The organism is Pseudomonas sp. WS 5051, assembly GCF_012985715.1.
Lineage (GTDB): Bacteria > Pseudomonadota > Gammaproteobacteria > Pseudomonadales > Pseudomonadaceae > Aquipseudomonas > Aquipseudomonas bubulae.
Genome location: NZ_JAAQWV010000008.1, coordinates 96,991 through 120,470, shown reverse-complemented (window position 1 = coordinate 120,470; position 23,480 = coordinate 96,991). Strand labels below are relative to the sequence as shown.

The window sequence follows — 23,480 nt, the reverse complement described above, 5'->3', positions numbered from 1 at the left end:
TAAACTTTTGAATCCCAAGGATATTCTGTAGCCTTGTCGCGCTTCAGTGCTTGTCCGTGCCTGATACATACATTCTCCCAGCGGGGCTTGCCGGCCCGGAGCTGGTGGTACACTCGACTTTCGCGCAACAGCGCTTGCAGGTCTTGCGAACATGACGCAAATTTCTGAACGACTTCTGGTTCAAGCCCACCTTGATGCCAAGCAGCCCAAGCCGTTGACTGAGGCTCAAGCCCTCAGCCTGCGGGCGCAAATCGCGGCTGAACTTAAAGCCCGCGACGCGGTGCTGGTGGCGCACTTTTATTGTGATCCGGTGATTCAGGCCCTGGCCGAAGAAACTGGCGGCTGTGTCTCTGACTCCCTGGAGATGGCCCGCTTTGGCGCGGCTCACCCGGCCAAGACCATTCTGGTCGCCGGTGTGCGCTTTATGGGCGAAACCGCAAAAATCCTCACCCCTGAAAAACGCGTGCTGATGCCGACGCTGGAGGCCACCTGCTCGCTGGACCTGGGCTGCCCGGTGGAAGAGTTCTCCGCGTTTTGCGACAAGCACCCCGAGCGCACGGTGGTGGTGTATGCCAACACGTCGGCGGCGGTCAAGGCCCGGGCGGACTGGGTGGTGACGTCAAGCTGTGCGCTGGAAATCGTCGAAAGCCTGATGGATAACGGCGAAACCATTATCTGGGGGCCGGACAAGCATCTGGGCCGTTATATCCAGCGCCAGACCGGTGCCGACATGCTGCTGTGGGACGGTGCCTGCATCGTTCACGAAGAGTTCAAGTCCAAGCAGCTGGAAGACATGAAGGCGCTGTACCCGGATGCAGCGATTCTGGTGCACCCGGAGTCGCCAGAGTCGGTGATCGATCTGGCCGATGCCGTGGGCTCTACCAGTCAGTTGATTGCTGCGGCGCAGAACCTGCCCAACAAGACCTTTATCGTGGCCACCGATCGCGGCATTTTCTACAAGATGCAGCAGTTGTGCCCGGACAAGGTGTTTATCGAAGCCCCGACCGCGGGTAACGGTGCGGCGTGCCGCAGTTGCGCGCACTGTCCGTGGATGGCGATGAATACCCTGGAGCGCACGCTGGAATGCTTGCAGCAGGGCAGCAACGAAATCTTTGTCGACCCGGCACTGGTGCCCCATGCCATTCGCCCGCTCAAGCGCATGCTCGATTTCACCCAGGCAGCGCGGTTGAAGCTGGCGGGGAATGCCTGATTAGCAAACCCGCTCCCACAGGAACTGAGCCAGTCAGGCTCAGTTCATCATTTCCTTGAGCGCCCGTTCCTGATCCATCAACTCCCGCTTGCGAGCATCCAGGCGTGCCGACAGCTGAAAGTTGTTGGTCAGCTTCTGGGCGAAATCCAGTTGCTGGATGGCCTGGCGGTAATCCCCCACCAATGCGAAGTACTCCGCACGGGCCTGGTGCAGGCCGATGATATTGCCTGACAAACCTCGGGTCTCGGCAACCGAATACCAGACATCCGGGTCGTCGGGGCGGCTCTTGAGCAGCGCCTCAAGGGCCTTGTCGGCTTCCTTGGGATTATTCTGCTTGAGCAGCAAATCAACCCGGGCCTGATTGAGCGGGTAATTGCCCGGGTACAGGGTGCGCATCCGGTCGATACGTTGCTGGGCTTCGCTCAGGCGGTTGCTGTCCATGTCCAGCTCGATCTGTGCCAGGTTATAGGTGATGTCGTTGGGCGCCTTTTCCAGCAGTGGCTTGAGGGTCTCGCGGGCTTCGTTGAACTGGCTGCCTTTTATATAGGCAATCGCCAGGCCATAACGGGCTACGTTATTTTTCGGGTTTTCATCCAGTTGCTGGCGAAAGCGTTTGGCCGCCAGCCCCGGGGTTTCTTCGTAATTGAGTTGCACCCGGGCGCGGATCAACTGATAGCGCAGGCTGTCTTCAGTGCCGCCTGGCCGGGCCTGTTCCGCGCGGTTGCGGGTATCGGCGATACGCGACTCGGTGACCGGGTGAGTCAGCAAAAATTCCGGCGGCCTGCCATCAAAACGGTACTGGCGCATCAGGCGCTCAAACATGGTGGGCATGGAGCGCGGGTCGTAACCGGCTTTCTCCAGGTTAAGAATGCCGATGCGGTCAGCTTCCTGCTCATTCTGGCGCGAGAAGCGTCGCTGCTCTTGCAGGGCCGCAGCCTGGGTGCCGGCAATCGCAGCGATGCCGGCATCTCCTGCGCCAGAGGCTGCAACGATGATCCCGGCGAGCAGCGCTGCCATCATCGGCAGTTGCATGCGCTGCTGGGCTTCCACGCCACGGGCAAAGTGGCGTTGGGACAAGTGGGCCAGTTCGTGGGCCATTACCGAGGCATATTCACCTTCGGTCTGGGCATTGAGGAACAGACCGCCGTTAACCCCGATGATGCCGCCGGGTGCGGCGAAGGCGTTGAGCTGCGGGCTGTTGATCAGGATGAATTCCAGGCGGCGGTCCTGCACCTGGCTGGTTTCGACCAGTTTGTAGACACTGGTCTCGACGTAGTCCTTGAGCTGCGGGTCGTTGAGTTGTGACACCTGGCCGCGCAACATGCCCAGCCAGGCGCGGCCCAGTTGGTACTCTTGCTGTGGCGAGACAATGGACGAACTGGCGTCACCCAGAGACGGTAAATCGTCGGCGAAACTCGGTGATGCGAGCAGGCAAGCGAGCGTCAACAGGGTAGGGCGCAGAAAAGTCATGCACAAGGCTCTGGTCGGTAAAGCGCTTACTGTAGCTGGACACTTGGCTGGCGACCAGTGGCGGGGTTGCTTGGGGTATTCTAGCCCGCATAAAAAAAGCCCTCTGTGGAGACGTATGCAATGACTGATGTGCTGGCCCATGATGCCGAACTGGATGCTGCCGGGCTCAATTGCCCGCTGCCACTGCTCAAGGCCAAGATGGCGCTTAACAAAATGGGCAGTGGCCAGACCCTCAAGGTGATTGCCACCGATGCCGGCTCACAACGGGACATTCGTACCTTCGCGCGCCTGGCAGGCCATGAGTTGCTGCGTGAAGAAGTAGATGCTGGCACTTATCGCTACTGGTTACGCAAGGCCTGAGCCTGCTTGACCTCGCTGTGGGAGCGAGCCTGCTCGCGAATGAATCGCTGCCGCAGAAGCGCTGCACTTTCTTTTAAGGAATATCGATGTTCAAGGTTTTACGTGGTTGGGTGCAGCGCTATTTCTCTGATGAAGAAGCAGTGGTGCTGGCGGTGTTGCTGGTGTTGGCTTTCACCGCCGTACTGACATTGGGCGGCATGCTGGCGCCGGTGCTGGCGGGCATGGTGCTGGCGTATTTGATGCAGGGCCTGGTGGTTGCACTGGAACGCATGCGGATGCCGGCCGCGGCGGCAGTCGGGCTGGTGTTTGCGCTGTTTATGGGGCTGTTGCTGGTGTTTCTGGTGGTGGTAGTGCCTTTGCTCTGGCATCAGTTGATCACCCTGTTCAACGAGCTGCCGGGCATGCTTGCCAAGTGGCAATCGTTGTTGCTGTTGCTGCCTGAGCGCTACCCTCACCTCGTGTCGGATGAGCAGGTGTTACAGGCCATCGAAGTTGCACGGGGTGAAATCGGCAAGTTCGGGCAACTGGCACTGACCTTTTCGCTGTCCAGTTTGCCGCTGCTGGTCAACATCATGATTTATCTGGTGCTGGTGCCGATCCTGGTGTTTTTCTTCCTCAAGGACCGCGCGGTGATTGGCCGTTGGGTGCGGGGTTATTTGCCCCGTGAACGGGCATTGATTACCCGCGTGGCCGAAGAAATGAACCGCCAGATTGCCAATTACATTCGCGGCAAGGTGATCGAGATCATCATTTGTGGCGGCGTGACCTATATCGCCTTTGTCACCATGGGCCTCAACTATGCGGCCTTGCTGGCGCTGCTAGTGGGGGTTTCGGTAGTGGTGCCCTATGTCGGGGCGGTGGTGGTGACGGTGCCGGTGCTGCTGATTGCGCTGTTCCAGTGGGGCTGGAGCGATCAGTTTATCTACCTGATGGCGGTCTACGGGATCATTCAGACCCTGGACGGCAATGTGCTGGTACCGCTGCTGTTCTCCGAGGCGGTGAGCCTGCACCCGGTGGCGATCATTTGTGCGGTGCTGTTGTTTGGCGGTTTATGGGGGTTCTGGGGGATATTCTTTGCGATCCCGCTGGCGACCTTGTTCAAGGCCGTGCTCGATGCCTGGCCGCGCGAGCAGCAAGTCGTATCACCGCTGTTGTAAATCACTGAACGCCAGAGATGAAAAAGCCCCGGCTCGTAAGAGTCGGGGCTTTTTCGTTACTGCATCAGCTTACGCTTGAATAACCGGGATATTGGCATTGGCTGCCGCTTCACGGAATTCGGCGATCTGATCAAAGCTCAGGTAGCGGTACACGTCCGCAGCCATGGTGTTGATCTCTGCCGCGTAGGCCATGTATTCCTCAACGGAAGGCAGGCGACCCAGGATCGAGGCAACCGACGCCAACTCGGCCGAAGCCAGGTAAACGTTCGCGCCGTCACCCAGACGGTTCGGGAAGTTACGGGTCGAAGTCGACACAACAGTCGAGTTCGGCTCTACACGTGCCTGGTTACCCATGCACAGCGAGCAGCCCGGCATTTCCATGCGCGCGCCAGCTTTGCCGTAAATACCGTAGTAGCCTTCTTCGGTCAGTTGGTGAGCGTCCATCTTGGTCGGCGGCGACAGCCACAGACGGGTTGGCAGCTGGCCTTTGACCTTGTCCAGCAACTTGCCCGCAGCGCGGAAGTGGCCGATGTTGGTCATGCACGAACCGATAAACACTTCGTCGATTTTCTCGCCAGCAACGCTGGACAGCAGACGGGCGTCATCCGGGTCGTTTGGCGCGCAGAGCACAGGCTCTTTGATGTCAGCCAGATCGATTTCGATAATGTGCGCGTATTCGGCGTCAGCATCGGCTTCCATCAGCTCAGGGTTGGCTACCCAGGCTTCCATCGCTTGAGCACGACGCTCGAGGGTACGTGCGTCGCCGTAACCTTCACCGATCATCCAGCGCAGCAGGGTGATGTTGGAATTCAGGTATTCGGTGATCGACTCTTTGGACAACTTGATGGTGCAACCGGCGGCCGAACGTTCTGCCGAAGCGTCGGACAGTTCGAAGGCTTGCTCGATGCTCAGGTTGTCCAGACCTTCGATTTCCAGGATACGACCCGAGAATTCGTTGATCTTGCCTTTCTTCTCTACCGTCAGCAGGCCTTTCTGGATAGCGACGTAAGGAATGGCGTGAACCAGGTCACGCAGGGTGATGCCCGGTTGCATTTCGCCCTTGAAGCGAACCAGAACCGATTCCGGCATATCCAATGGCATTACGCCAGTAGCTGCGGCGAACGCCACCAGACCCGAACCGGCCGGGAACGAAATGCCCATCGGGAAACGGGTGTGGGAGTCACCACCGGTACCGACGGTATCCGGCAGCAGCATGCGGTTCAGCCAGCTGTGGATGATGCCGTCGCCCGGACGCAGGGAAACACCGCCGCGGGTCATGATGAAGTCAGGTAGGGTGTGGTGGGTGGTCACGTCGATCGGCTTTGGATAAGCCGCGGTGTGGCAGAACGACTGCATCACCAGATCAGCGGAGAAGCCCAGGCACGCCAGGTCCTTCAGTTCGTCACGGGTCATAGGACCGGTGGTGTCCTGAGAACCTACGGTGGTCATCTTCGGTTCGCAGTAAGTGCCTGGACGAACGCCAGTCACGCCGCAAGCCTTGCCGACCATTTTCTGCGCCAGGGTGAAACCCTTGGTGCTTTCAACCGGTGCTTCAGGCTTCTTGAACAGGTCGGTAGGGCCCAGACCCAGCTCGGCGCGAGCCTTCTCGGTGAGGCCGCGGCCGATGATCAGCGGAATACGGCCGCCAGCGCGTACTTCGTCCAACAGAACCGGGGTTTTCAGTTCGAAAGTGGTGATGACTTCGTCAGTACCGTGCTTGCAGACTTTGCCTGCGTGCGGGTACAGGTCGATCACGTCGCCCATGTTGATGTTGGAAACATCAAATTCGATTGGCAGTGCGCCAGCATCTTCCATGGTGTTGTAGAAGATCGGAGCGATTTTGCTGCCGAAGCAGAAACCGCCGGCACGCTTGTTCGGTACATAAGGAACGTCGTCGCCGAAGAACCACAGTACGGAGTTGGTTGCCGACTTGCGCGACGAACCGGTACCGACTACGTCACCGACGTAAGCGATAGGGAAGCCCTGGCCGCGCATTTCTTCGATTTGCTTCATCGGGCCGATGGAGCCTTGCACGTCCGGCACGATACCGTCACGGGCCATTTTCAGCATGGCCAGGGCGTGCAGCGGGATGTCAGGGCGCGACCAGGCGTCCGGTGCCGGCGACAGGTCGTCGGTGTTGGTTTCGCCGGTTACCTTGAACACGCGCAGGCTGATTTTGTCAGCCAGGGTAGGGCGGTTCTTGAACCACTCGCCGTCAGCCCAGGACTGCACCACGGCTTTGGCGTGGGCATTGCCGTTCTTGGCTTTTTCTGCAACGTCGTGGAAGGCGTCAAACATCAGCAGGGTGTGCTTGAGTTGCTCGGCGGCAACCGGAGCCAGCTCCGCGTCGTCCAGCAGGTCAACCAGGGTCACGATGTTGTAGCCGCCCTGCATGGTGCCAAGCAGTTCAACAGCGCGTTTTTTGCTGATCAGCGGAGAGGTCGCTTCGCCTTTGGCAATCGCGGCCAGGAAGCCGGCTTTTACGTAAGCAGCTTCGTCAACACCCGGCGGAATGCGGTTGGTGATCAGGTCTACGAGGAATTCTTCTTCGCCGGCAGGCGGGTTTTTCAGCAGCTCAACCAGGCCTGCGGTTTGTTCGGCGTTAAGCGGCTGGGGAACGATACCCAGTGCTGCGCGCTCTTCGATATGTTTGCGGTAGGCTTCAAGCACAGTTATTACCCTCATCATTGGTCCCAAATGGGTGTCCGGGACGCTCATCCAGGAATGCCGAGCACTCATGCGCTGCGCGGCTTTATGAGCCGCTTGGCCAGAGTTTCAAGGATTCCCAACAGAAGCTGTTTTCAAAGTTTTACGCCTTCCGAACGGGGGAGATGATGAATGTCGGTGGGGGTATCTGCAGTGCAAACACCCCTCACCAACACCGTTCTTCGGGATCAACTGTGCTCGTGACGCTTTGAAAACAGCTTCTAACGGACATTGGCGCCTTAAAAGGCAGGCCGATTCTACGGTAAAAACTTGTTAAAGGTAAGTTAGGCCCTGAAGGTTGAGGGGTGATCTGCGTTAGACAAAGGGCTAACATGGCCACCTGTTTCGTTCTGCAGTGCTCTATTTCGCCATGTCCAATCAAACCATCAAGACCCCCTGCATAGGCCTTTGCTCAACGGTTTACGGCGACCTTGTGTGCCGTGGTTGCAAGCGTTTCCATCATGAAGTGATCAACTGGAACGGTTACAACGAGGAAGAAAAGCGTGCCGTGTGGCGTCGGCTCGAGCAGTTGTTGGTGCAGGTGATGGCCGGCAAGGTCGAAGTGTTCGACCGGGCCACGCTGCGTGACCAGCTGGTGGCGCGCAAAATCCGCTTTGTGCCTGCCCAGTCCGAGTATTGCTGGGCCTACCAGCTGATTGCCCGCGGGGCGCGGGTGATCAACCAGCTGGAGCTGTACGGCATGGTGCTGTTGCCGGAGTTTCGCGGCTGGCCGCTGACCGATCTGCGCGATGCCATTGATCGGGAATTTTTCCTCCTGTCCGAAGCGCATTATCAGCGCTATATCGCCCCGGGCTTTCTGAAGGATGCGTTTGGCGAGTAAGCGCTCAGAGCTTGCTCGCCAGTTGCTCCAGATGTTCGACGATGTCATCGGGCTTGAGCACCAGAATGTCGCTTTCCAGCTTGTCGATCACCACTTCGGCGGTATTGCCGATCAGGGCCCCGGAAAAGCCGGTACGGGCGACGGTGCCCATCACAGTGACCACGGCGTCCAGGTTTTTGGCTACCCGCGGAATGATCACGTCCGCCGGGCCTTCTTCAATATGCAGGCGGCTGTCGTCAATTTCGCATTGTTGCTGGAAGACTTTACATTCTGCGCGGTAGGTCTGTTCCAGCTCGGTATCCAGCGGGTAGACCGCGTCGACTGTTGCGAGCATTGGCGCCGGGTGGGCGCTGACCACATGCAGTTCGGCATGGGCCATGCTGGCGATGCGAAAGCCGTGGTCGACAATGCTGGTATGCAGGGCCATATGCTCCGGGTCGTTATTGCCCACGTCGACGGCTGCCAGTATCACGCCGTGCTCCCAGCTCTGTGCTGTTTTGGCCAGCAGCACCGGGCTAGGGCAATAGCGCAGCAGTTTCCAGTCCTCAGGGGTCAGCAGGACTTTTTTTAGCGGGTTGTCGGGCACATGCTGTTTGATCACCAGCCCGCAGTTGTGCGCCTGCTGCACTTTGATAATGGTGGCGTGCTGGCTTTCGTGCCAGGCCTGCTCGCTGCTCACACTGTAGGCTTCGCTTTTGAGGCTGCTTTCAAGCACGCTCAGCAGGGCTGAGTGGTCATTTTTTTTATCGCAGATCAATAGATGCAGATGCGCCTTGGTGTGACTGGCAATGTGCTTGGCCCGCTTGAGTGCGAGGCTTTCCATCAGGTGAGGCTCGATGACGACCAACAGGCTGTTAATGCTGTGCATGACCGGTGACTCCACATGTAATAGAAACGGCGTGCATTCACTATAGTTGGTCGGCAGTTGAACCTGCGTTGATGCATATCAAGTTGTGTCGTTGGTGCTGCGCGCCGGTGCCCGTATAATCACCGGCTCGCCTCAATTCAGTCTTTGTGAGTCCCATGTCAGCAATTGTTCAAATCACTGCCGGTCTGCCGTGCAATTCCCAATGCTTGGGAGTGTGCGCGTGAATCTTCCTGAAATTCATGAGTTCCTGGGTTGCCGAACGCCTGACGGCTGGATTGCAGCGGCACTGGCTGATCAGGAAACCCTGCTGATCGATCACAAAAACTGCGAGTTCAAGGCCGCCAGCACGGCGCTGAGCCTGATCGCCAAATATCACTCCCATGTTGACCTGATCAATATGATGTCGCGTCTGGCTCGTGAAGAGCTGGTGCACCACGAGCAAGTCATGCGTCTGATGAAAAAGCGCAAGATTGAGCTGCGCCAGCTATCGGCCGGGCGCTATGCCTCGGCGCTGCGCAAGGTGGTGCGCAACCATGAGCCGGTCAAGCTGGTGGATACCCTGGTGGTGGGGGCGTTTATCGAGGCCCGCAGCTGCGAGCGTTTCGAGGCGCTGGTGCCGCATCTGGACGAAGAGCTCGGCAAGTTCTACTTCGGTCTGCTCAAGAGCGAGGCCCGACATTTCCAGGGTTATCTGAAGCTGGCCTACCAGTATGGCGACGCCAAGGATATCGCCCAGGTGATCGAGCGGGTGAGGGCGGCGGAGCAGGAGCTGATTGAATCGCCGGATGTTGAATTCCGCTTTCATAGTGGTGTGCCGGCAGTTTCTTGAGTCTTCTGTAGATCTACTGTGGGAGCGGGCTTGCTCGCGATGCAGACGCTGCGGTCTGTCATGCAGGCAGGGCGATGCCCTCGCGAGCAAGCCCGCTCCCACAACAATCCCACCATCATCTAGATAGTTGCTCTCTTAGGCACCGGTTTGCGTGCCCGCTGAAAAACCAGATAGATAGCCACCTAATAATCGGCTTGACATTAGCTGCCTAGACAGTAATATTTAGAAACATTACTGCCTAGGCAGCTTCCTGGTGCCCTGATGAAGCATTTTCACCCCGATAACTTTCAAAACTGCACCCTGGGTTTGCTCCTGGGGCGCACGGCCATGCTCAAAGACAAGATCATTGACCGCCATATGGAGCCTTACGGCATCACCGCGGCGCAGTTCAAGGTGCTGATCATCATGGCCCAGTTCGACGTCGACACTCCGGCTGAGCTTTGCCGCCATCTGTGCCTGGACAGCGGCTCGATGACGCGCATGCTCGATCGTCTTGAGCAGAAAAACCTGCTGGTGCGCCAGCGTTCCGAGGCTGACCGTCGCCAGGTGCGGCTGGTACTGAGCGAAGACGGCAAGGCCCTGGCAGGCCTTCTGCCGCAGGTCGGTGCCGATGCGATGAACCAGCTGGCCGGCGCCATCAGCCCGCAAGAACTGCAAAGCCTGGAACAGATCCTCAAGAAAATACTGTTGGCAGCGGGTGATCCCATCACTGTCATGCGTTTAGGTGAAAAATGAGCCACAAGACACTGCGTACAGGCTTTAGCCTGGTTTTTACGTCGATGCTGCTGGCCGGTTGTGCCAGCTACAGCGGGCTGAACACCGAGGGCGTGAGCCAGGACGGGAAAAACCTGGAAGCGGCCAGGACCCTTGCAGGCATTACCGTCAGCCCGGCGGCATGGCCTGAAAAGGACTGGTGGAAGCGCCTGGGCGACACTCAGCTGGATGGATTGATCGAACAAGCGTTGCGCGACAGCCCTGATATGCAAATAGCGAGTGCCCGCGCCCATCAAGCAACGGCTGCAGCCGGGGCTGCAGATGCCGCACGCATGCCGACCCTGGATGCCGAGGCCGATGTTTCGCGTTCGCGCCTGTCGCGTTCCCAGGATCCGACCGGCCAGGGTGGCCGTTACGACACGCTACGTAACGCCAGCCTGACATTTAATTACACCTTCGACCTATGGGGTGGCCAGCGTGCGGCCTGGGAAGCGGCGTTGGGCCAGGCCCGCGCTGCCGAAGTCGACACTCAGGCCGCGAGCCTGACCCTGGCTGCCGATGTAGCGCGGGGGTATAGCAGCCTGGGACATGCCTTTATCGTGCGCGACCTGGCCAGGGATGACCTGGAACGCACCGGTAAAATGCTGGACCTGAGCAAGCGCCGCCTGCAAGCCGGTATCGACAGCCATTACCAGTACCAGCAAACCGAAAGCCTTGAGGCCAGCTCCCAGGAGCAGTTGATCAATGCTGAAAAACAACTCAAAAGTGCACGCATCGCGCTGGCGGTGTTGTTGGGCAAGGGGCCGGACCGCGGGATGGATATCGCTCGCCCGAAAACCCTCGCCCCGGGCGCCGTGGCGTTACCGAGCAGCTTGCCAGCTGAACTGCTGGGGCGTCGCCCCGATCTGGTGGCTGCGCGCTGGCGGGTAGAGGCGGCGAGCAAGAATATTGCCGCCGCCCGGACGCGTTTTTATCCCAATCTCAATTTGAGTGCAGCGGCGGGAACCCAGTCGTTGCTGGGTGATGCGCTGTTCGGTTCTGCCAGTCGCTTCCTCAATATTGCCCCGGCGATTTCGCTGCCGATCTTTGATGGCGGGCGTTTGCGTGCCGGGCTGGACGCAGAGGACGCCAATTACGATCTGGCGGTGGCGCAATACAACAAGATCCTGGTCGGCGCCCTGGGCGATGTCAGTGACACCCTGGCGCAGTTAAGTGCCGTGGGCCAGCAGATAAGCGCCCAGCAACGGGCCACCCAGATCGCTCAGGAGTCGTTCGATACCGTCTTGCAGCGCTACGGCTCGGGTGTCGGCAACTACCTCGACGTGCTCAGCATCGAGCAGCAATTGTTGCAGGCGCAGCGCCAGCTGGCGGGCCTGAATGCCGAGCAGATCGACCTTTCGATTCAACTGATGCAAGCCCTGGGCGGCGGACTTGAGCCCGGCAATCCGGCTGCGGCCGCTCCCGCTGAAGCCCTCGCTGGCAGAATAATTTAGGTACCCGTCATGGCCACTGTGCAAACACCGAATGAAACGCAACAACCCCAGGACGCTGCCAGCCAGCGCAAACGCAAGCTCTGGCTGAGCGGCCTGGCAATTTTGGTCATCCTGCTCGGGCTGGGTGTCTGGGCCTGGGAAGAGCTCTATGGTCGCTGGAATGAAAGCACCGACGATGCCTATGTAAATGGCAACGTGGTTGAAATCACCCCGTTGGTCACCGGTACGGTGGTGAGTATCGGCGCCGATGATGGCGATCTGGTGCATGAAGGGCAGGTGCTGATTGATTTCGATCCGAGCGATGCCCAGGTCGGCCTGCAGAGCGCTGAAGCCAATCTGGCCCGTACCGTGCGCCAGGTACGCGGCCTGTTCAGTGATGTGAAGGGCATGAAAGCCCAGGTGGCTGCGCAGAAAGTTGAAGTGCAGAAAAACCAGGACAACTACAGCCGCCGTAAAAGCCTGGCAGCAGGCGGGGCGATCTCTCAGGAAGAGTTGTCCCATGCCCGGGATGATCTGTCTTCGGCGCAAAGCGCCTTGCGCAATGCCGAGCAAAAACTCGACACCACCCTGGCGTTGGTCGATAACACCACGGTGGCCAACCACCCGGATGTGAAGGCTGCAGCGGCGCAACTGCGCCAGGCGTACCTGGCCAATGCCCGTTCCACCCTGATTGCGCCGGTCACCGGTTATGTGGCCAAGCGCACCGTGCAGCTGGGCCAGCGGGTTCAGCCAGGCACGGCGTTGATGGCGGTCATTCCGCTTAACCAGCTGTGGATCGATGCCAATTTCAAGGAAACCCAGTTGCACAAGATGCGTATCGGGCAGGCGGTGGATATTGAGTCTGATATCTACGGCAGCGGCGTGAAATACAGCGGCACCATCGACAGTATCGGTGCCGGTACCGGCAGTGCATTTGCTCTGTTGCCCGCGCAAAATGCCACGGGCAACTGGATCAAGATTGTCCAGCGTGTGCCGGTGCGTATTCATATCAATGCCGATGAGCTGGCCGAGCACCCGTTGCGGGTCGGCTTGTCGACGACTGTGGATGTCAACCTGCGTGACCAAAGTGGTCCGGTTCTGGCTCAGCAACCGCCGCAAAAAGCTTCGTTCTCCACCACGGTGTATGCGCAGCAATTGGTCGATGCCGAAGCCCTGATTACGCGTTTGATTGACAGCAACAGCGCTGGCACTGGCGACATGGCCGCCCAACGCTGATTCGCCAATCCATGAGCCCCGCCGCAAGGGTGGGGCTGCATCCCCGGTTTTAAAGGATTTGCGATGAGTACAAACGCGTCATTTTCCCCTCCCAGCCTGGTAATGGCCACGATCGGCCTGTCGCTGGCGACCTTTATGCAGGTGCTGGACACCACCATCGCCAACGTCGCCTTGCCCACCATCTCCGGTAATCTTGGAGTGAGTTCGGAGCAGGGTACCTGGGTCATTACGTCATTTGCGGTCAGTAACGCGATTGCCTTGCCGTTAACCGGCTGGCTCAGCCGGCGTTTTGGTGAGGTTAAGTTGTTTCTGTGGGCCACGATGCTGTTCGTTCTGGCCTCGTTTTTGTGCGGTATTTCCACCTCGATGCCAGAGCTGGTCGGGTTTCGCGTGCTCCAGGGGCTGGTGGCAGGGCCGCTTTATCCCATGACCCAGACTTTGCTGATTGCGGTGTATCCCCCGGCAAAACGGGGGATGGCATTGGCATTGCTGGCAATGGTCACGGTGGTTGCACCGATTGCCGGGCCTATTTTGGGCGGCTGGATCACCGACAGTTACAGTTGGCCGTGGATCTTCTTTATCAATATCCCGATCGGTATTTTTGCCGTGATGGTGGTTCGCCAGCAACTCAAGGCGCGCCCGGTGGTGATTACCCGTCAACCGATGGATTACGTGGGGCTAATCACCTTGATCATCGGTGTGGGTGCGTTGCAGATCGTGCTCGACAAGGGCAATGATCTGGACTGGTTCGAGTCCAGTTTCATCCTCTCGGGCACAGCTTTATCGGTAGTGGCACTGGCGGCCTTTATCATTTGGGAAATGACAGACAAGCATCCGATCGTCAACTTGCGCCTGTTTGCTCACCGTAACTTCCGGATTGGCACCATTGTGCTGGTGTTGGGTTATGCCGGGTTCTTTGGTATCAACCTGATTTTGCCGCAATGGCTGCAGACGCAGATGGGCTATACCGCTACCTGGGCCGGTCTGGCGGTGGCACCGATCGGGATCTTGCCGGTTTTGATGTCGCCCTTTGTGGGCAAGTACGCGAATAAATTCGACTTGCGCCTGTTGGCCGGGCTGGCCTTTTTGGCTATTGGCCTGAGCTGCTTTATGCGTGCCGAGTTCACCAATGAGGTGGATTTCCAGCATATCGCGATGGTGCAGCTGTTTATGGGGATTGGCGTGGCCCTGTTCTTTATGCCGACCTTGACCATTTTGATGTCGGATTTGCCGCCGCATCAGATTGCTGATGGCGCTGGGCTAGCGACCTTCCTGCGTACACTGGGCGGCAGCTTTGCGGCGTCCTTGACCACCTGGATCTGGATTCGCCGGGCGGATCAGCATCATGCCTACTTGAGCGAAAGCATCAGCGCCTATGACCCTGTGACCCGGCATACGCTCGAAAGCCTGGGCGGTGCCAGCACGCCCGCCTATGCACAGATGGACAAGATTCTGACCAGTCAGGCCTATATGTTCTCCACCGTGGATTACTTCACCATGATGGGTTGGCTGTTTATGGGCTTGATTCTGCTGGTGTGGCTGGCGAAACCACCGTTTATAGCCAAGGCGGGGCCGGCGACCAGCGGGCATTAGAGGTAGAGGGGCTGGAGCCCTGCAAGTCCTTGTGGGAGCGAGCCTGCTCGCGAAAGTCTGCATGCGGTTTATCTGTGATGTTGCGCAGAAACCTTCGCGAGCAGGCTCGCGCCCACGAGTTTACTGTGCGTCAGGCGGAGCAAAATCAAACGGCGCGAGCTGCATACCTTGCTCATCCACTTGCAGTACCCAGCCCTGGCGGTCCCAGTCACCCAGCACAATGCGCCGGGCGGTCTGTTCGCCGATCTGCAGTTTGTGTATCGCCGGGCGGTGGGTGTGGCCGTGAATCAGGGTGTGCACACCAAAGTGCGCCATGATCCGGGGTACTTCCTCGGGGGTCACGTCAACGATGTCGTTGGCTTTCATGCGGGTCTGCGCGCGGCTTTCGCTGCGCAGCTTGCGCGCCAGTTTATGCCGGGTGCTCAGCGGCAGGTGGCGCAGGACCCACAAAGTGACGGGGTTGCGCAGGATGCGTCGCAGGCGCATATAGGCTTCGTCGCGCGTGCACAGGCTGTCGCCGTGCATCAACAAAACCGCTTCGCCATAGAAGTCGACCACGCTGGGGTCTTTGATCAGGGTGCAGCCAGCCGCTTTACAAAAGGCCTGGCCAAGTAAAAAGTCGCGGTTGCCGTGCATCAGAAAGATCTGCGTGCCGGTCTCGCTCAGGGTGCGCAGCGCTGCACAGATCGAGCGCTGATAGGGGGTCATGGCATCGTCGCCAATCCAGGCTTCGAAAAAGTCGCCCAGGATGTAGAGCGCCTGAGCCGAGCGCGCACGCCCGGTCAGGAAATCCAGAAACGCCCGGGTAATGTCCGGGCGCTCCTCTTCCAGATGCAAATCTGAAATCAGCAGTATCACTCAATGATCTCTGCTTTCTCGACGATCACGTCATCTTTAGGCACGTCCTGGTGGCCGGCTTTGGACGTGGTGGCAACGCCTTTGATCTTGTCTACTACGTCCTGGCCTGCAACGACTTTACCGAATACGGCGTAGCCCCAGCCCTGAGCGGTTTTGCCGCTGTGGTTGAGGAAGCTGTTGTCAGCCACGTTGATGAAGAACTGGGCGGAAGCCGAATGCGGTTCCATGGTGCGAGCCATGGCCACGGTGTACTTCTCGTTCGGCAGGCCGTTGTCGGCTTCGTTCTGGATGCTTGGACGCTTGTCTTTCTTTTCTTTCATGCCTGGCTCAAAACCGCCGCCCTGGATCATGAAGTTGCCGATTACACGGTGGAAAACGGTGTTTTCGTAGTGGCCGGCTTTTACGTATTCGATGAAGTTGGCTACGGTGATCGGTGCTTTTTCAGCGTTCAGTTCGATCACGATGTCGCCGTGGTTGGTGCTCAGTTTTACTTGGGTCATGGTCGTATCGCTCTATCAGGGAATTCGTCGGGCCGGGGAGCGGGGTGAACACACCTCAATCTCCCGGGCTGGCTGGGTAGATACAGCCGCGGGCGGAGTTTAGCGTGCTCGCACGGCATTTCGATGGTGTTTTTCCCATATGGGGACTAAAAGCCGGCATTTCAATCGCTTTGATTGAGCACCTGCTCTGTCAGTGACTTGGCGGCATCGGCTATGATAGGCGCTTTGATTTAGTCGGCCGACCCAGGCCGCGCACCCTGTTACGTTCAAGGATCCTATGAGCAAGCCCACTGTCGACCCCACTCTGAATCCAAAGGCTGGCCCTGCTGTCCCGGCTAACTTCCTGCGTCCAATCGTTCAGGCGGACCTAGACTCGGGTAAATACACACAGATCGTGACCCGCTTTCCGCCGGAGCCAAACGGCTATCTGCACATCGGTCATGCCAAATCCATTTGTGTGAACTTTGGGCTGGCTCAAGAGTTTGGCGGCGTGACGCATTTGCGTTTTGACGACACCAACCCGGCAAAAGAAGACCAGGAATACATCGACGCCATCGAAAGCGACGTCAAGTGGCTGGGCTTCGAGTGGGCCGGTGAAGTGCGTTACGCGTCGCAATACTTCGATCAACTGCACGAGTGGGCGATTTACCTGATCAAAGAAGGCAAGGCCTACGTCTGCGACCTGACGCCCGAGCAAGCCAAGGAATACCGCGGCAGCCTGACCGAGCCCGGCAAGAACAGCCCGTTCCGCGACCGCAGCGTTGAAGAGAACCTGGATCTGTTCGCCCGCATGACCGCCGGTGAGTTTGAAGACGGCAAGCGTGTTCTGCGCGCCAAGATCGACATGGCCTCGCCGAACATTAACCTGCGCGACCCGATCATGTACCGCATCCGTCATGCCCATCACCACCAGACCGGTGACAAGTGGTGCATCTACCCCAACTATGACTTCACCCACGGTCAGTCGGATGCCATTGAAGGCATCACCCATTCGATCTGCACCCTGGAGTTCGAAAGCCATCGTCCGCTGTACGAATGGTTCCTGGACAGCCTGCCAGTACCGGCGCGCCCGCGTCAGTACGAGTTCAGCCGTCTGAACCTCAACTACACCATCACCAGCAAGCGCAAGCTCAAGCAGCTGGTCGATGAAAAGCACGTCAACGGCTGGGATGACCCGCGCATGTCGACGCTGTCGGGTTTCCGCCGTCGCGGTTACACGCCTAAATCGATTCGTAATTTCTGTGACATGGTCGGCACCAACCGTTCTGACGGTGTTGTTGACTTCGGCATGCTGGAATTCAGCATTCGTGACGATCTGGACCACAGCGCGCCGCGCGCCATGTGCGTGCTGCGTCCATTGAAAGTGATCATCACCAACTACCCGGAAGGTCAGGTCGAAAACCTCGAGCTGCCTTGCCACCCTAAGGAAGACATGGGTGTGCGGGTGTTGCCGTTTGCCCGTGAAATCTACATCGACCGTGAAGACTTCATGGAAGAGCCGCCAAAAGGCTACAAGCGTCTTGAGCCTGCGGGCGAAGTGCGTTTGCGCGGCAGCTATGTGATCCGTGCCGACGAAGCGATCAAGGATGCCGATGGCAACATCGTTGAACTGCATTGCTCGTACGATCCGCTGACCCTGGGTAAAAACCCTGAAGGTCGCAAGGTCAAGGGTGTTGTGCATTGGGTGCCGGCGGCTGCCAGCGTCGAATGCGAAGTGCGTTTGTATGATCGTCTGTTCCGCTCGCCGAACCCTGAAAAGGCCGAAGACGGCGCGGGCTTCCTGGAAAACATCAACCCTGACTCGCTGCAGGTACTGACCGGTTGTCGTGCTGAACCCTCGCTGGGCAATGCACAGCCGGAAGACCGTTTCCAGTTCGAGCGCGAAGGCTACTTCTGCGCAGATATCAAGGACTCGAAACCCGGTCACCCGGTATTCAACCGTACCGTGACCCTGCGTGATTCGTGGGGCCAGTGATCAAGTTTTGAAGGAACAAGCCGTGCTTACGATCTACAACACGCTCACCAAGAGCAAAGAAGTTTTCAAGCCGCTGGACGGCAACAATGTGCGCATGTACGTGTGCGGCATGACCGTGTACGACTACTGCCACATCGGCCATGGTCGCAGCATGATTGCCTTCGATCTGGTGACCCGCTGGTTGCGTTTCAGCGGCTACAACCTGACCTACGTGCGCAACATTACGGACATTGAAGACAAGATCATCAATCGTGCGCGTGAAAACGGCGAGCCTTTCGAGGTGCTGACCGAGCGCATGATCGCGGCCATGCATGAAGATGAAGCGCGGCTCAATATCCTCAAGCCGGATATGGAGCCTCGTGCCACGGATCATATCCCTGGCATGCACGCGATGATCCAGACCCTGATCGACAAGGGTTACGCCTATGCCCCGGGCAATGGTGACGTGTACTACCGCGTTGCCAAGTTCATGGGCTACGGCAAGCTGTCGCGCAAAAAGATCGAAGATCTGCGCATCGGCGCGCGCATCGAGGTCGACGAGGCCAAGGACGATCCGCTGGACTTCGTGTTGTGGAAAGGCATCAAGCCTGGCGAGCCGAGCTGGGAGTCGCCGTGGGGCCCGGGTCGTCCGGGCTGGCACATTGAATGCTCGGTGATGTCTACCTGCTGCCTGGGTGAGACCTTCGATATTCATGGCGGCGGCAGCGACCTGGAGTTTCCGCACCATGAGAACGAAATCGCCCAAAGCGAGGCGGCTACGGGTAAAACCTACGCCAATGCCTGGATGCATTGCGGGATGATTCGCATCAATGGCGAGAAGATGTCCAAGTCCTTGAACAACTTCTTCACCATTCGCGACGTTCTGGCGAAGTATCACCCGGAGGTTGTGCGTTATCTGTTGGTGTCGAGCCACTACCGTAGTTCGATCAACTATTCGGAAGACAATCTCAAGGATGCCAAGGCAGCCCTTGATCGCTTCTATAACGCACTGAAAGGGTTGCCCAAGGTTGCTCCGGCCGGTGGTGAAGCCTTTGTTGAGCGCTTTACCCAGGTCATGAACGACGACTTCGGTACGCCGGAAGCCTGTGCGGTGCTGTTCGAGATGGTTCGCGAGATCAACCGGTTGCGCGAAACCGATCTGCAGGCGGCTGCCGGTCTGGCGGCACGTCTCAAGCAATTGGCCGATGTGCTGGGTGTGTTGCAGCTTGAAGCGGATGACTTTCTGCAGGCCGGTGCTGAAGGCAAGATCGATGCCGCTCAGGTGCAGGCCTTGATCGATGCGCGTCTGGCTGCCCGCGCTGCCAAGGACTGGGCGGAGTCTGACCGTATCCGTGATCAGCTCGCGGCAATGGGTGTGGTGCTGGAAGACAGTAAAGGCGGGACAACCTGGCGCTTGGCTGACTAGATTGCCCGTTGTGTGAACAAAAGCCCGTACGGGGCGTGATGCTGATGATTTTGTGGGAGCGAGCCTGCTCGCGAAGGTCTCGGGTGGGCTTTCGCGAGCAGGCTCGCTCCCACAATTGAGGTCATGGCATTGCGCCAAGTGCGGGCTTTTGTTTGCCCGGATTTTAGCGGCGCCAATAAAAACGGCACCCGAAGGTGCCGTTTTTTTGCAGCGCTTTGCACTAGTTGCCGTGCAATTCTTCGGCTGCGTACAAGGTGTTTTCCAGCAGGCAGGCACGAGTCATCGGGCCTACGCCGCCCGGTACCGGGGTGATCCAGCCCGCGCGGGGCAGGGCGGTCTCGTACACCACGTCGCCCACCAGCTTGCCATCAGCCTGGCGGTTGATGCCCACGTCGATGACGATGGCGCCTTCCTTGATCCATTCGCCTTTGACCAGGCCAGGCTTGCCGGCAGCTACCACCACCAGGTCGGCGCGGCCAACGTGGCCGGCCAGGTCCTTGGTGAAACGGTGGGTTACGGTCACGGTGCAGCCAGCCAGCAGCAATTCCATGGCCATCGGGCGTCCAACGATATTGGAGGCGCCGACAATGACCGCGTCCATTCCGTACAGGTCCTGGCCGGTGCTTTCCAGCAGGGCCATGATGCCTTTGGGGGTGCATGGGCGCAGCAGCGGGATGCGTTGGGCCAGACGACCGACGTTATAGGGGTGGAAACCGTCGACATCTTTGTCCGGACGGATACGCTCCAGCAGTTTGGAGGCATCCAGATGGGCAGGCAGAGGCAGTTGCAGCAGGATGCCGTCGATGTTCGCGTCGTCATTGAGACGGTCGATCAGGTCGGTGAGGTCCTGTTGGGTCGTGTCGGAGGGCAGGTCATAGGCTTGGGAAATAAAGCCTACCTCTTCGCAGTCTTTACGCTTGTGCGAAACATAAACCTGGGAAGCAGGATCGCTGCCGACCAGAATCACTGCCAGACCAGGGGTGCGCAGGCCTTGCTCGTGGCGCTCGGCGACACGTTTGGCAATCTGCTGGCGCAGGCTGGCGGCGATCGCTTTGCCGTCGATTAGTTGTGCAGTCATTACGCGTGATTAACCATCGTAAAGGGTGGAAAAAGGACGTGCATTCTCGCATGCCGCGGCGCGAGGGCAAAGGCGCCTGGTCTGTTTATTGCCCTAACTCCTTTATATTTCTAAACTTTTTTTAAAAAACAGTTGACGACTTACGGGCTCACCTATAACATTCGTCGCACTTGTCGGGCACAGCCTAGCACTGGTTAAGAAGGTAGAGCGAAGTTGTTGTCCAGCTTGGTGATACTGAAAGCACTTGGTTTGTAGTCGTCAAAGAATACAGGCTAACAATGCGCCCGTAGCTCAGCTGGATAGAGCATCCGCCTTCTAAGCGGATGGTCGCAGGTTCGAGTCCTGCCGGGTGCGCCATTAGGCAGCTTTGGCACAAGTAAAGCAGTACAGGCAATATGGTGGGCGTAGCTCAGTTGGTAGAGCACGGGATTGTGACTCCCGTTGTCGAGGGTTCGATCCCCTTCGTCCACCCCATATTTAGAAAGCCGCCAGATTAAAAGTCTGGCGTCTTTGCTTCAAGAGTTTGAAATGCGGATGTGGTGGAATTGGTAGACACACTGGATTTAGGTTCCAGCGCCGCAAGGTGTGAGAGTTCGAGTCTCTCCGTCCGCACCAAATTTTGATAGAGCCGCTTGTAGCGGCTTTTTCTTTGGTTGTAACTGTCGGCTTCCAGGAGCAGGCAGCGTTGTAAACGCACTATGGTGGGCGTAGCTCAGTTGGTAGAGCACGGGATTGTGACTCCCGTTGTCGAGGGTTCGATCCCCTTCGTCCACCCCATATTAAAAGAAAACGCCAGACTAACCCTCTGGCGTTTTTTTGTATCTGCGGTTTGAGAATCGCATATAGGGGTGTCGTTCGGCACCTTGTTTTCCGCATGCTTAGCGTCCTCTGTGATTTGTGTGACAATGCGCGCAGATCGGGGTAGCTCCAAAGGCTGCCCGTTATCGCCAATTGATCAGTGCAGTCTTCTATCTATATAGAAGGCGAGACGGATGGCTGCTTTTACTTAATTTCTGTCGGCCGTTTCTTAGGGTGTTTGCGGTAGGGTGACTTCTTGAGTTTGACCCACTAGAATGCTTGCCCTTGATTATGGGGTCGGAAACGGCCGGCTAATGTCTGTGCAACGAGGAATATCCATGCAAGTTTCTGTTGAAAATACTTCCGCTCTTGAGCGTCGCATGACCATTGGCGTGCCAGCTGAGCGTATTGAGGCTGAAGTCAACAAGCGTCTGCAACAGACTGCCCAAAAGGCCAAGATCCCGGGCTTCCGTCCAGGCAAGGTGCCAATGAGCGTAATCCGTCAGCGTTACGAAGCTGATGCGCGCCAGGAAGCGCTGGGCAATGTAGTCCAGTCTTCGTTCTACGAAGCTGTGGTTGAGCAGAAGCTGAACCCGGCTGGTGCTCCTTCGATCGAGCCTAAGGTTTTCGAAAAAGGCAAAGATCTGGAATACGTTGCTACTTTCGAAGTATTCCCTGAATTCGAAGTGACCGGTCTGGACACCATCGCTATCGAGCGCCTGAGCGCCGAAGTGGCTGATGCCGACCTGGACAAGATGCTGGACGTGCTGCGCAAGCAGAACACCCGCTTTGAAGTGACTGACCGTGCTGCCCAGAACGATGATCAGCTGAACATCGATTTCGTTGGCAAGGTAGACGGCGAAGTGTTCGCTGGCGGCTCCGCCACCGGTACTCAGCTGGTGCTGGGTTCGGGCCGCATGATTCCTGGCTTTGAAGAAGGCCTGGTAGGCGCCAAAGCCGGTGAAGAGCGCGTTCTGAAACTGACTTTCCCTGCTGACTACCAGAATCTGGACCTGGCTGGCAAAGAAGCCGAGTTCACCGTAACCGTGAACACTGTTTCCGAGCCTAAGCTGCCAGAGCTGAACGAAGAGTTCTTCGCCCAGTTCGGTATCAAGGAAACCGGTCTGGAAGGCTTCCGCGCCGAAGTTCGCAAGAACATGGAGCGTGAACTGCGTCAGGCCATCAAGTCCAAGGTCAAGAACCAGGTAATGGACGGCCTGCTGGCTGCCAACCCGATCGAAGTGCCGAAGTCGCTGCTGGCCAACGAAGTTGACCGTCTGCGCGTGCAGGCTGTTCAGCAGTTCGGTGGTAACATCAAGCCTGATCAACTGCCGGCAGAGCTGTTCGAAGAGCAAGCCAACCGCCGTGTAGTGCTGGGTCTGATCGTGGCTGAAGTGGTCAAGCAGTTCGACCTCAAGCCTGACGAAGATCGCGTTCGCGAAATGATTCAGGAAATGGCTTCCGCTTACCAGGAGCCAGAGCAGGTTGTAGCCTGGTACTACAAAAACGACGCGCAATTGAACGAGGTTCGTTCGGTTGTGCTGGAAGAGCAAGTTGTGGATACTGTTCTGCAGAAGGCCAAGGTGACCGATAAAGCGGTCTCTTACGAAGAAGCTGTCAAGCCGGTGGAAGCTCCACAAGCCGACTGATTTCTGACTCGTTAGAAAACACAACCATAAGCCAGCCTCGAGCTGGCTTATGCGTATCCAGACAAGACTATTTGGGAGTGACTGCCGGACATGTCCCGCAATTCTTATATTCAGCAGAACTCTGATATCCACGCCGCTGGCGGCCTGGTCCCGATGGTTGTCGAGCAGTCCGCCCGTGGCGAACGCGCTTACGACATCTACTCGCGCCTCCTGAAGGAGCGAATCATCTTCCTGGTCGGCCCCGTAGAAGACTACATGGCCAACCTGGTGGCTGCGCAGCTGCTGTTCCTTGAAGCCGAGAACCCGGACAAGGACATCCACCTGTACATCAACTCGCCGGGCGGTTCGGTGACTGCAGGCATGTCGATCTACGACACCATGCAATTCATCAAGCCTGACGTGTCGACCATCTGCATCGGCCAGGCCTGCAGCATGGGTGCCTTCCTGTTGGCCGGTGGCGCACCGGGCAAGCGTCACTGCCTGCCGAACTCGCGCATGATGATTCACCAGCCACTGGGCGGTTTCCAGGGCCAGGCGTCGGATATCGACATTCATGCCAAGGAAATCCTCAACATCCGTCACCGTTTGAACTCGCTGCTGGCTCACCACACGGGCCAGACTCTCGAAACCATCGAGCGCGACACCGAGCGTGACAACTTCATGAGCGCCGAGCGTGCAGCCGAATACGGTTTGATCGACTCTGTGTTCAGCAAGCGTCAAATGCCCGCTTAAGCAGCTCAAATGTGGGTGGTTGGGTTAAC

General features: G+C 58.0%; 19 protein-coding genes and 4 tRNA genes. 17 read left to right on the top strand and 6 right to left on the bottom strand.

Annotation, left to right across the window (positions count from 1 at the left end; all coding sequences use genetic code 11):
• The first annotated feature begins 151 nt into the window (after positions 1–151).
• Positions 152–1,210 (top strand): quinolinate synthase NadA, encoded by a 1,059-nt coding sequence (gene nadA, locus HBN79_RS15040; protein WP_095001725.1) that lies wholly within the window; start codon positions 152–154, stop codon positions 1,208–1,210.
• 39 nt (positions 1,211–1,249) lie between these two features.
• On the opposite strand, the gene HBN79_RS15035 is transcribed toward nadA, so the two are convergent.
• Positions 1,250–2,680 carry a M48 family metalloprotease gene (locus HBN79_RS15035; RefSeq protein WP_095001724.1) on the bottom strand — a complete coding sequence of 477 codons (1,431 nt, stop codon included), beginning with the start codon at positions 2,678–2,680 and terminating at the stop codon, positions 1,250–1,252.
• 120 nt (positions 2,681–2,800) lie between these two features.
• Between HBN79_RS15035 and HBN79_RS15030 the strand changes: the two genes are divergently transcribed.
• Positions 2,801–3,040 (top strand): sulfurtransferase TusA family protein, encoded by a 240-nt coding sequence (locus tag HBN79_RS15030; RefSeq protein WP_095001723.1) that lies wholly within the window; start codon positions 2,801–2,803, stop codon positions 3,038–3,040.
• Between the two features lie 86 nt (positions 3,041–3,126).
• On the top strand, positions 3,127–4,197 hold the full coding sequence (locus tag HBN79_RS15025; protein WP_095001722.1) for an AI-2E family transporter: 1,071 nt from the start codon (positions 3,127–3,129) through the stop codon (positions 4,195–4,197).
• A gap of 69 nt (positions 4,198–4,266) precedes the next feature.
• On the opposite strand, the gene acnB is transcribed toward HBN79_RS15025, so the two are convergent.
• Positions 4,267–6,867: a bifunctional aconitate hydratase 2/2-methylisocitrate dehydratase gene (acnB, locus tag HBN79_RS15020; protein WP_095001721.1), complete on the bottom strand. Its 2,601-nt coding sequence runs from the start codon at positions 6,865–6,867 to the stop codon at positions 4,267–4,269.
• Positions 6,868–7,273: 406 nt separating this feature from the next.
• Between acnB and HBN79_RS15015 the strand changes: the two genes are divergently transcribed.
• Positions 7,274–7,744 carry a DUF1289 domain-containing protein gene (locus HBN79_RS15015; protein WP_095001720.1) on the top strand — a complete coding sequence of 157 codons (471 nt, stop codon included), beginning with the start codon at positions 7,274–7,276 and terminating at the stop codon, positions 7,742–7,744.
• Positions 7,745–7,748: 4 nt separating this feature from the next.
• On the opposite strand, the gene HBN79_RS15010 is transcribed toward HBN79_RS15015, so the two are convergent.
• The gene (locus HBN79_RS15010) at positions 7,749–8,612 is read right to left on the bottom strand and encodes a universal stress protein (RefSeq protein WP_095001719.1); all 864 of its coding nucleotides are present in this window, start codon (positions 8,610–8,612) and stop codon (positions 7,749–7,751) included.
• Positions 8,613–8,832: 220 nt separating this feature from the next.
• On the opposite strand from HBN79_RS15010, the gene miaE reads away from it, so the two are divergent.
• The 5 genes from miaE to HBN79_RS14985 all read left to right on the top strand — a co-directional run bounded on the left by miaE (position 8,833) and on the right by HBN79_RS14985 (position 14,456).
• Positions 8,833–9,441 carry a tRNA isopentenyl-2-thiomethyl-A-37 hydroxylase MiaE gene (miaE, locus tag HBN79_RS15005; RefSeq protein WP_095001718.1) on the top strand — a complete coding sequence of 203 codons (609 nt, stop codon included), beginning with the start codon at positions 8,833–8,835 and terminating at the stop codon, positions 9,439–9,441.
• Between the two features lie 261 nt (positions 9,442–9,702).
• Positions 9,703–10,176 (top strand): MarR family transcriptional regulator, encoded by a 474-nt coding sequence (locus tag HBN79_RS15000; RefSeq protein WP_095019327.1) that lies wholly within the window; start codon positions 9,703–9,705, stop codon positions 10,174–10,176.
• Positions 10,173–11,648, top strand: a complete 1,476-nt coding sequence (locus HBN79_RS14995) for an efflux transporter outer membrane subunit (protein ID WP_095019326.1) — start codon at positions 10,173–10,175, stop codon at positions 11,646–11,648. The genes HBN79_RS15000 and HBN79_RS14995 overlap by 4 nt, the downstream gene beginning before the upstream one ends.
• A 9-nt stretch (positions 11,649–11,657) precedes the next feature.
• Positions 11,658–12,863, top strand: a complete 1,206-nt coding sequence (locus HBN79_RS14990) for an efflux RND transporter periplasmic adaptor subunit (RefSeq protein ID WP_095019325.1) — start codon at positions 11,658–11,660, stop codon at positions 12,861–12,863.
• 63 nt (positions 12,864–12,926) lie between these two features.
• Positions 12,927–14,456, top strand: coding sequence for a DHA2 family efflux MFS transporter permease subunit (locus HBN79_RS14985; RefSeq protein WP_095001714.1), 1,530 nt, complete (start codon positions 12,927–12,929; stop codon positions 14,454–14,456).
• Positions 14,457–14,576: 120 nt separating this feature from the next.
• On the opposite strand, the gene lpxH is transcribed toward HBN79_RS14985, so the two are convergent.
• Together lpxH and HBN79_RS14975 are read right to left on the bottom strand one after the other, a co-directional pair.
• Complete coding sequence (gene lpxH / locus HBN79_RS14980; protein WP_095019324.1) at positions 14,577–15,314, bottom strand: UDP-2,3-diacylglucosamine diphosphatase; 738 nt, start codon at positions 15,312–15,314, stop codon at positions 14,577–14,579.
• A complete protein-coding gene (locus tag HBN79_RS14975) occupies positions 15,311–15,814 on the bottom strand; it encodes a peptidylprolyl isomerase (RefSeq protein ID WP_095001712.1) in 504 nt (167 codons plus the stop codon). The genes lpxH and HBN79_RS14975 overlap by 4 nt, the downstream gene beginning before the upstream one ends.
• A 277-nt stretch (positions 15,815–16,091) precedes the next feature.
• Here HBN79_RS14975 and HBN79_RS14970 point away from each other — a divergent pair, with 277 nt between their 5' ends.
• Both HBN79_RS14970 and cysS read left to right on the top strand, forming a co-directional pair.
• Positions 16,092–17,789 carry a glutamine--tRNA ligase/YqeY domain fusion protein gene (locus tag HBN79_RS14970; protein ID WP_095025498.1) on the top strand — a complete coding sequence of 566 codons (1,698 nt, stop codon included), beginning with the start codon at positions 16,092–16,094 and terminating at the stop codon, positions 17,787–17,789.
• 22 nt (positions 17,790–17,811) lie between these two features.
• Positions 17,812–19,194 carry a cysteine--tRNA ligase gene (gene cysS, locus HBN79_RS14965; RefSeq protein WP_169916851.1) on the top strand — a complete coding sequence of 461 codons (1,383 nt, stop codon included), beginning with the start codon at positions 17,812–17,814 and terminating at the stop codon, positions 19,192–19,194.
• A 220-nt stretch (positions 19,195–19,414) separates the two neighbouring features.
• On the opposite strand, the gene folD is transcribed toward cysS, so the two are convergent.
• A complete protein-coding gene (gene folD, locus HBN79_RS14960; RefSeq protein ID WP_088377854.1) occupies positions 19,415–20,272 on the bottom strand; it encodes a bifunctional methylenetetrahydrofolate dehydrogenase/methenyltetrahydrofolate cyclohydrolase FolD in 858 nt (285 codons plus the stop codon).
• Positions 20,273–20,552: 280 nt separating this feature from the next.
• Between folD and HBN79_RS14955 the strand changes: the two genes are divergently transcribed.
• From HBN79_RS14955 to clpP, 6 genes are all read left to right on the top strand, one after another.
• Positions 20,553–20,629: transfer RNA gene (locus tag HBN79_RS14955), tRNA-Arg, on the top strand.
• Between the two features lie 41 nt (positions 20,630–20,670).
• Positions 20,671–20,746 (top strand) — tRNA-His (locus HBN79_RS14950).
• Between the two features lie 56 nt (positions 20,747–20,802).
• A tRNA-Leu gene (locus tag HBN79_RS14945) sits at positions 20,803–20,887 on the top strand.
• Positions 20,888–20,973: 86 nt separating this feature from the next.
• A tRNA-His gene (locus HBN79_RS14940) sits at positions 20,974–21,049 on the top strand.
• Between the two features lie 359 nt (positions 21,050–21,408).
• Complete coding sequence (gene tig, locus HBN79_RS14935) at positions 21,409–22,719, top strand: trigger factor (protein WP_029611584.1); 1,311 nt, start codon at positions 21,409–21,411, stop codon at positions 22,717–22,719.
• Positions 22,720–22,809: 90 nt separating this feature from the next.
• Positions 22,810–23,451 (top strand): ATP-dependent Clp endopeptidase proteolytic subunit ClpP, encoded by a 642-nt coding sequence (clpP, locus tag HBN79_RS14930; protein ID WP_095001709.1) that lies wholly within the window; start codon positions 22,810–22,812, stop codon positions 23,449–23,451.
• Positions 23,452–23,480 lie beyond the last annotated feature (29 nt).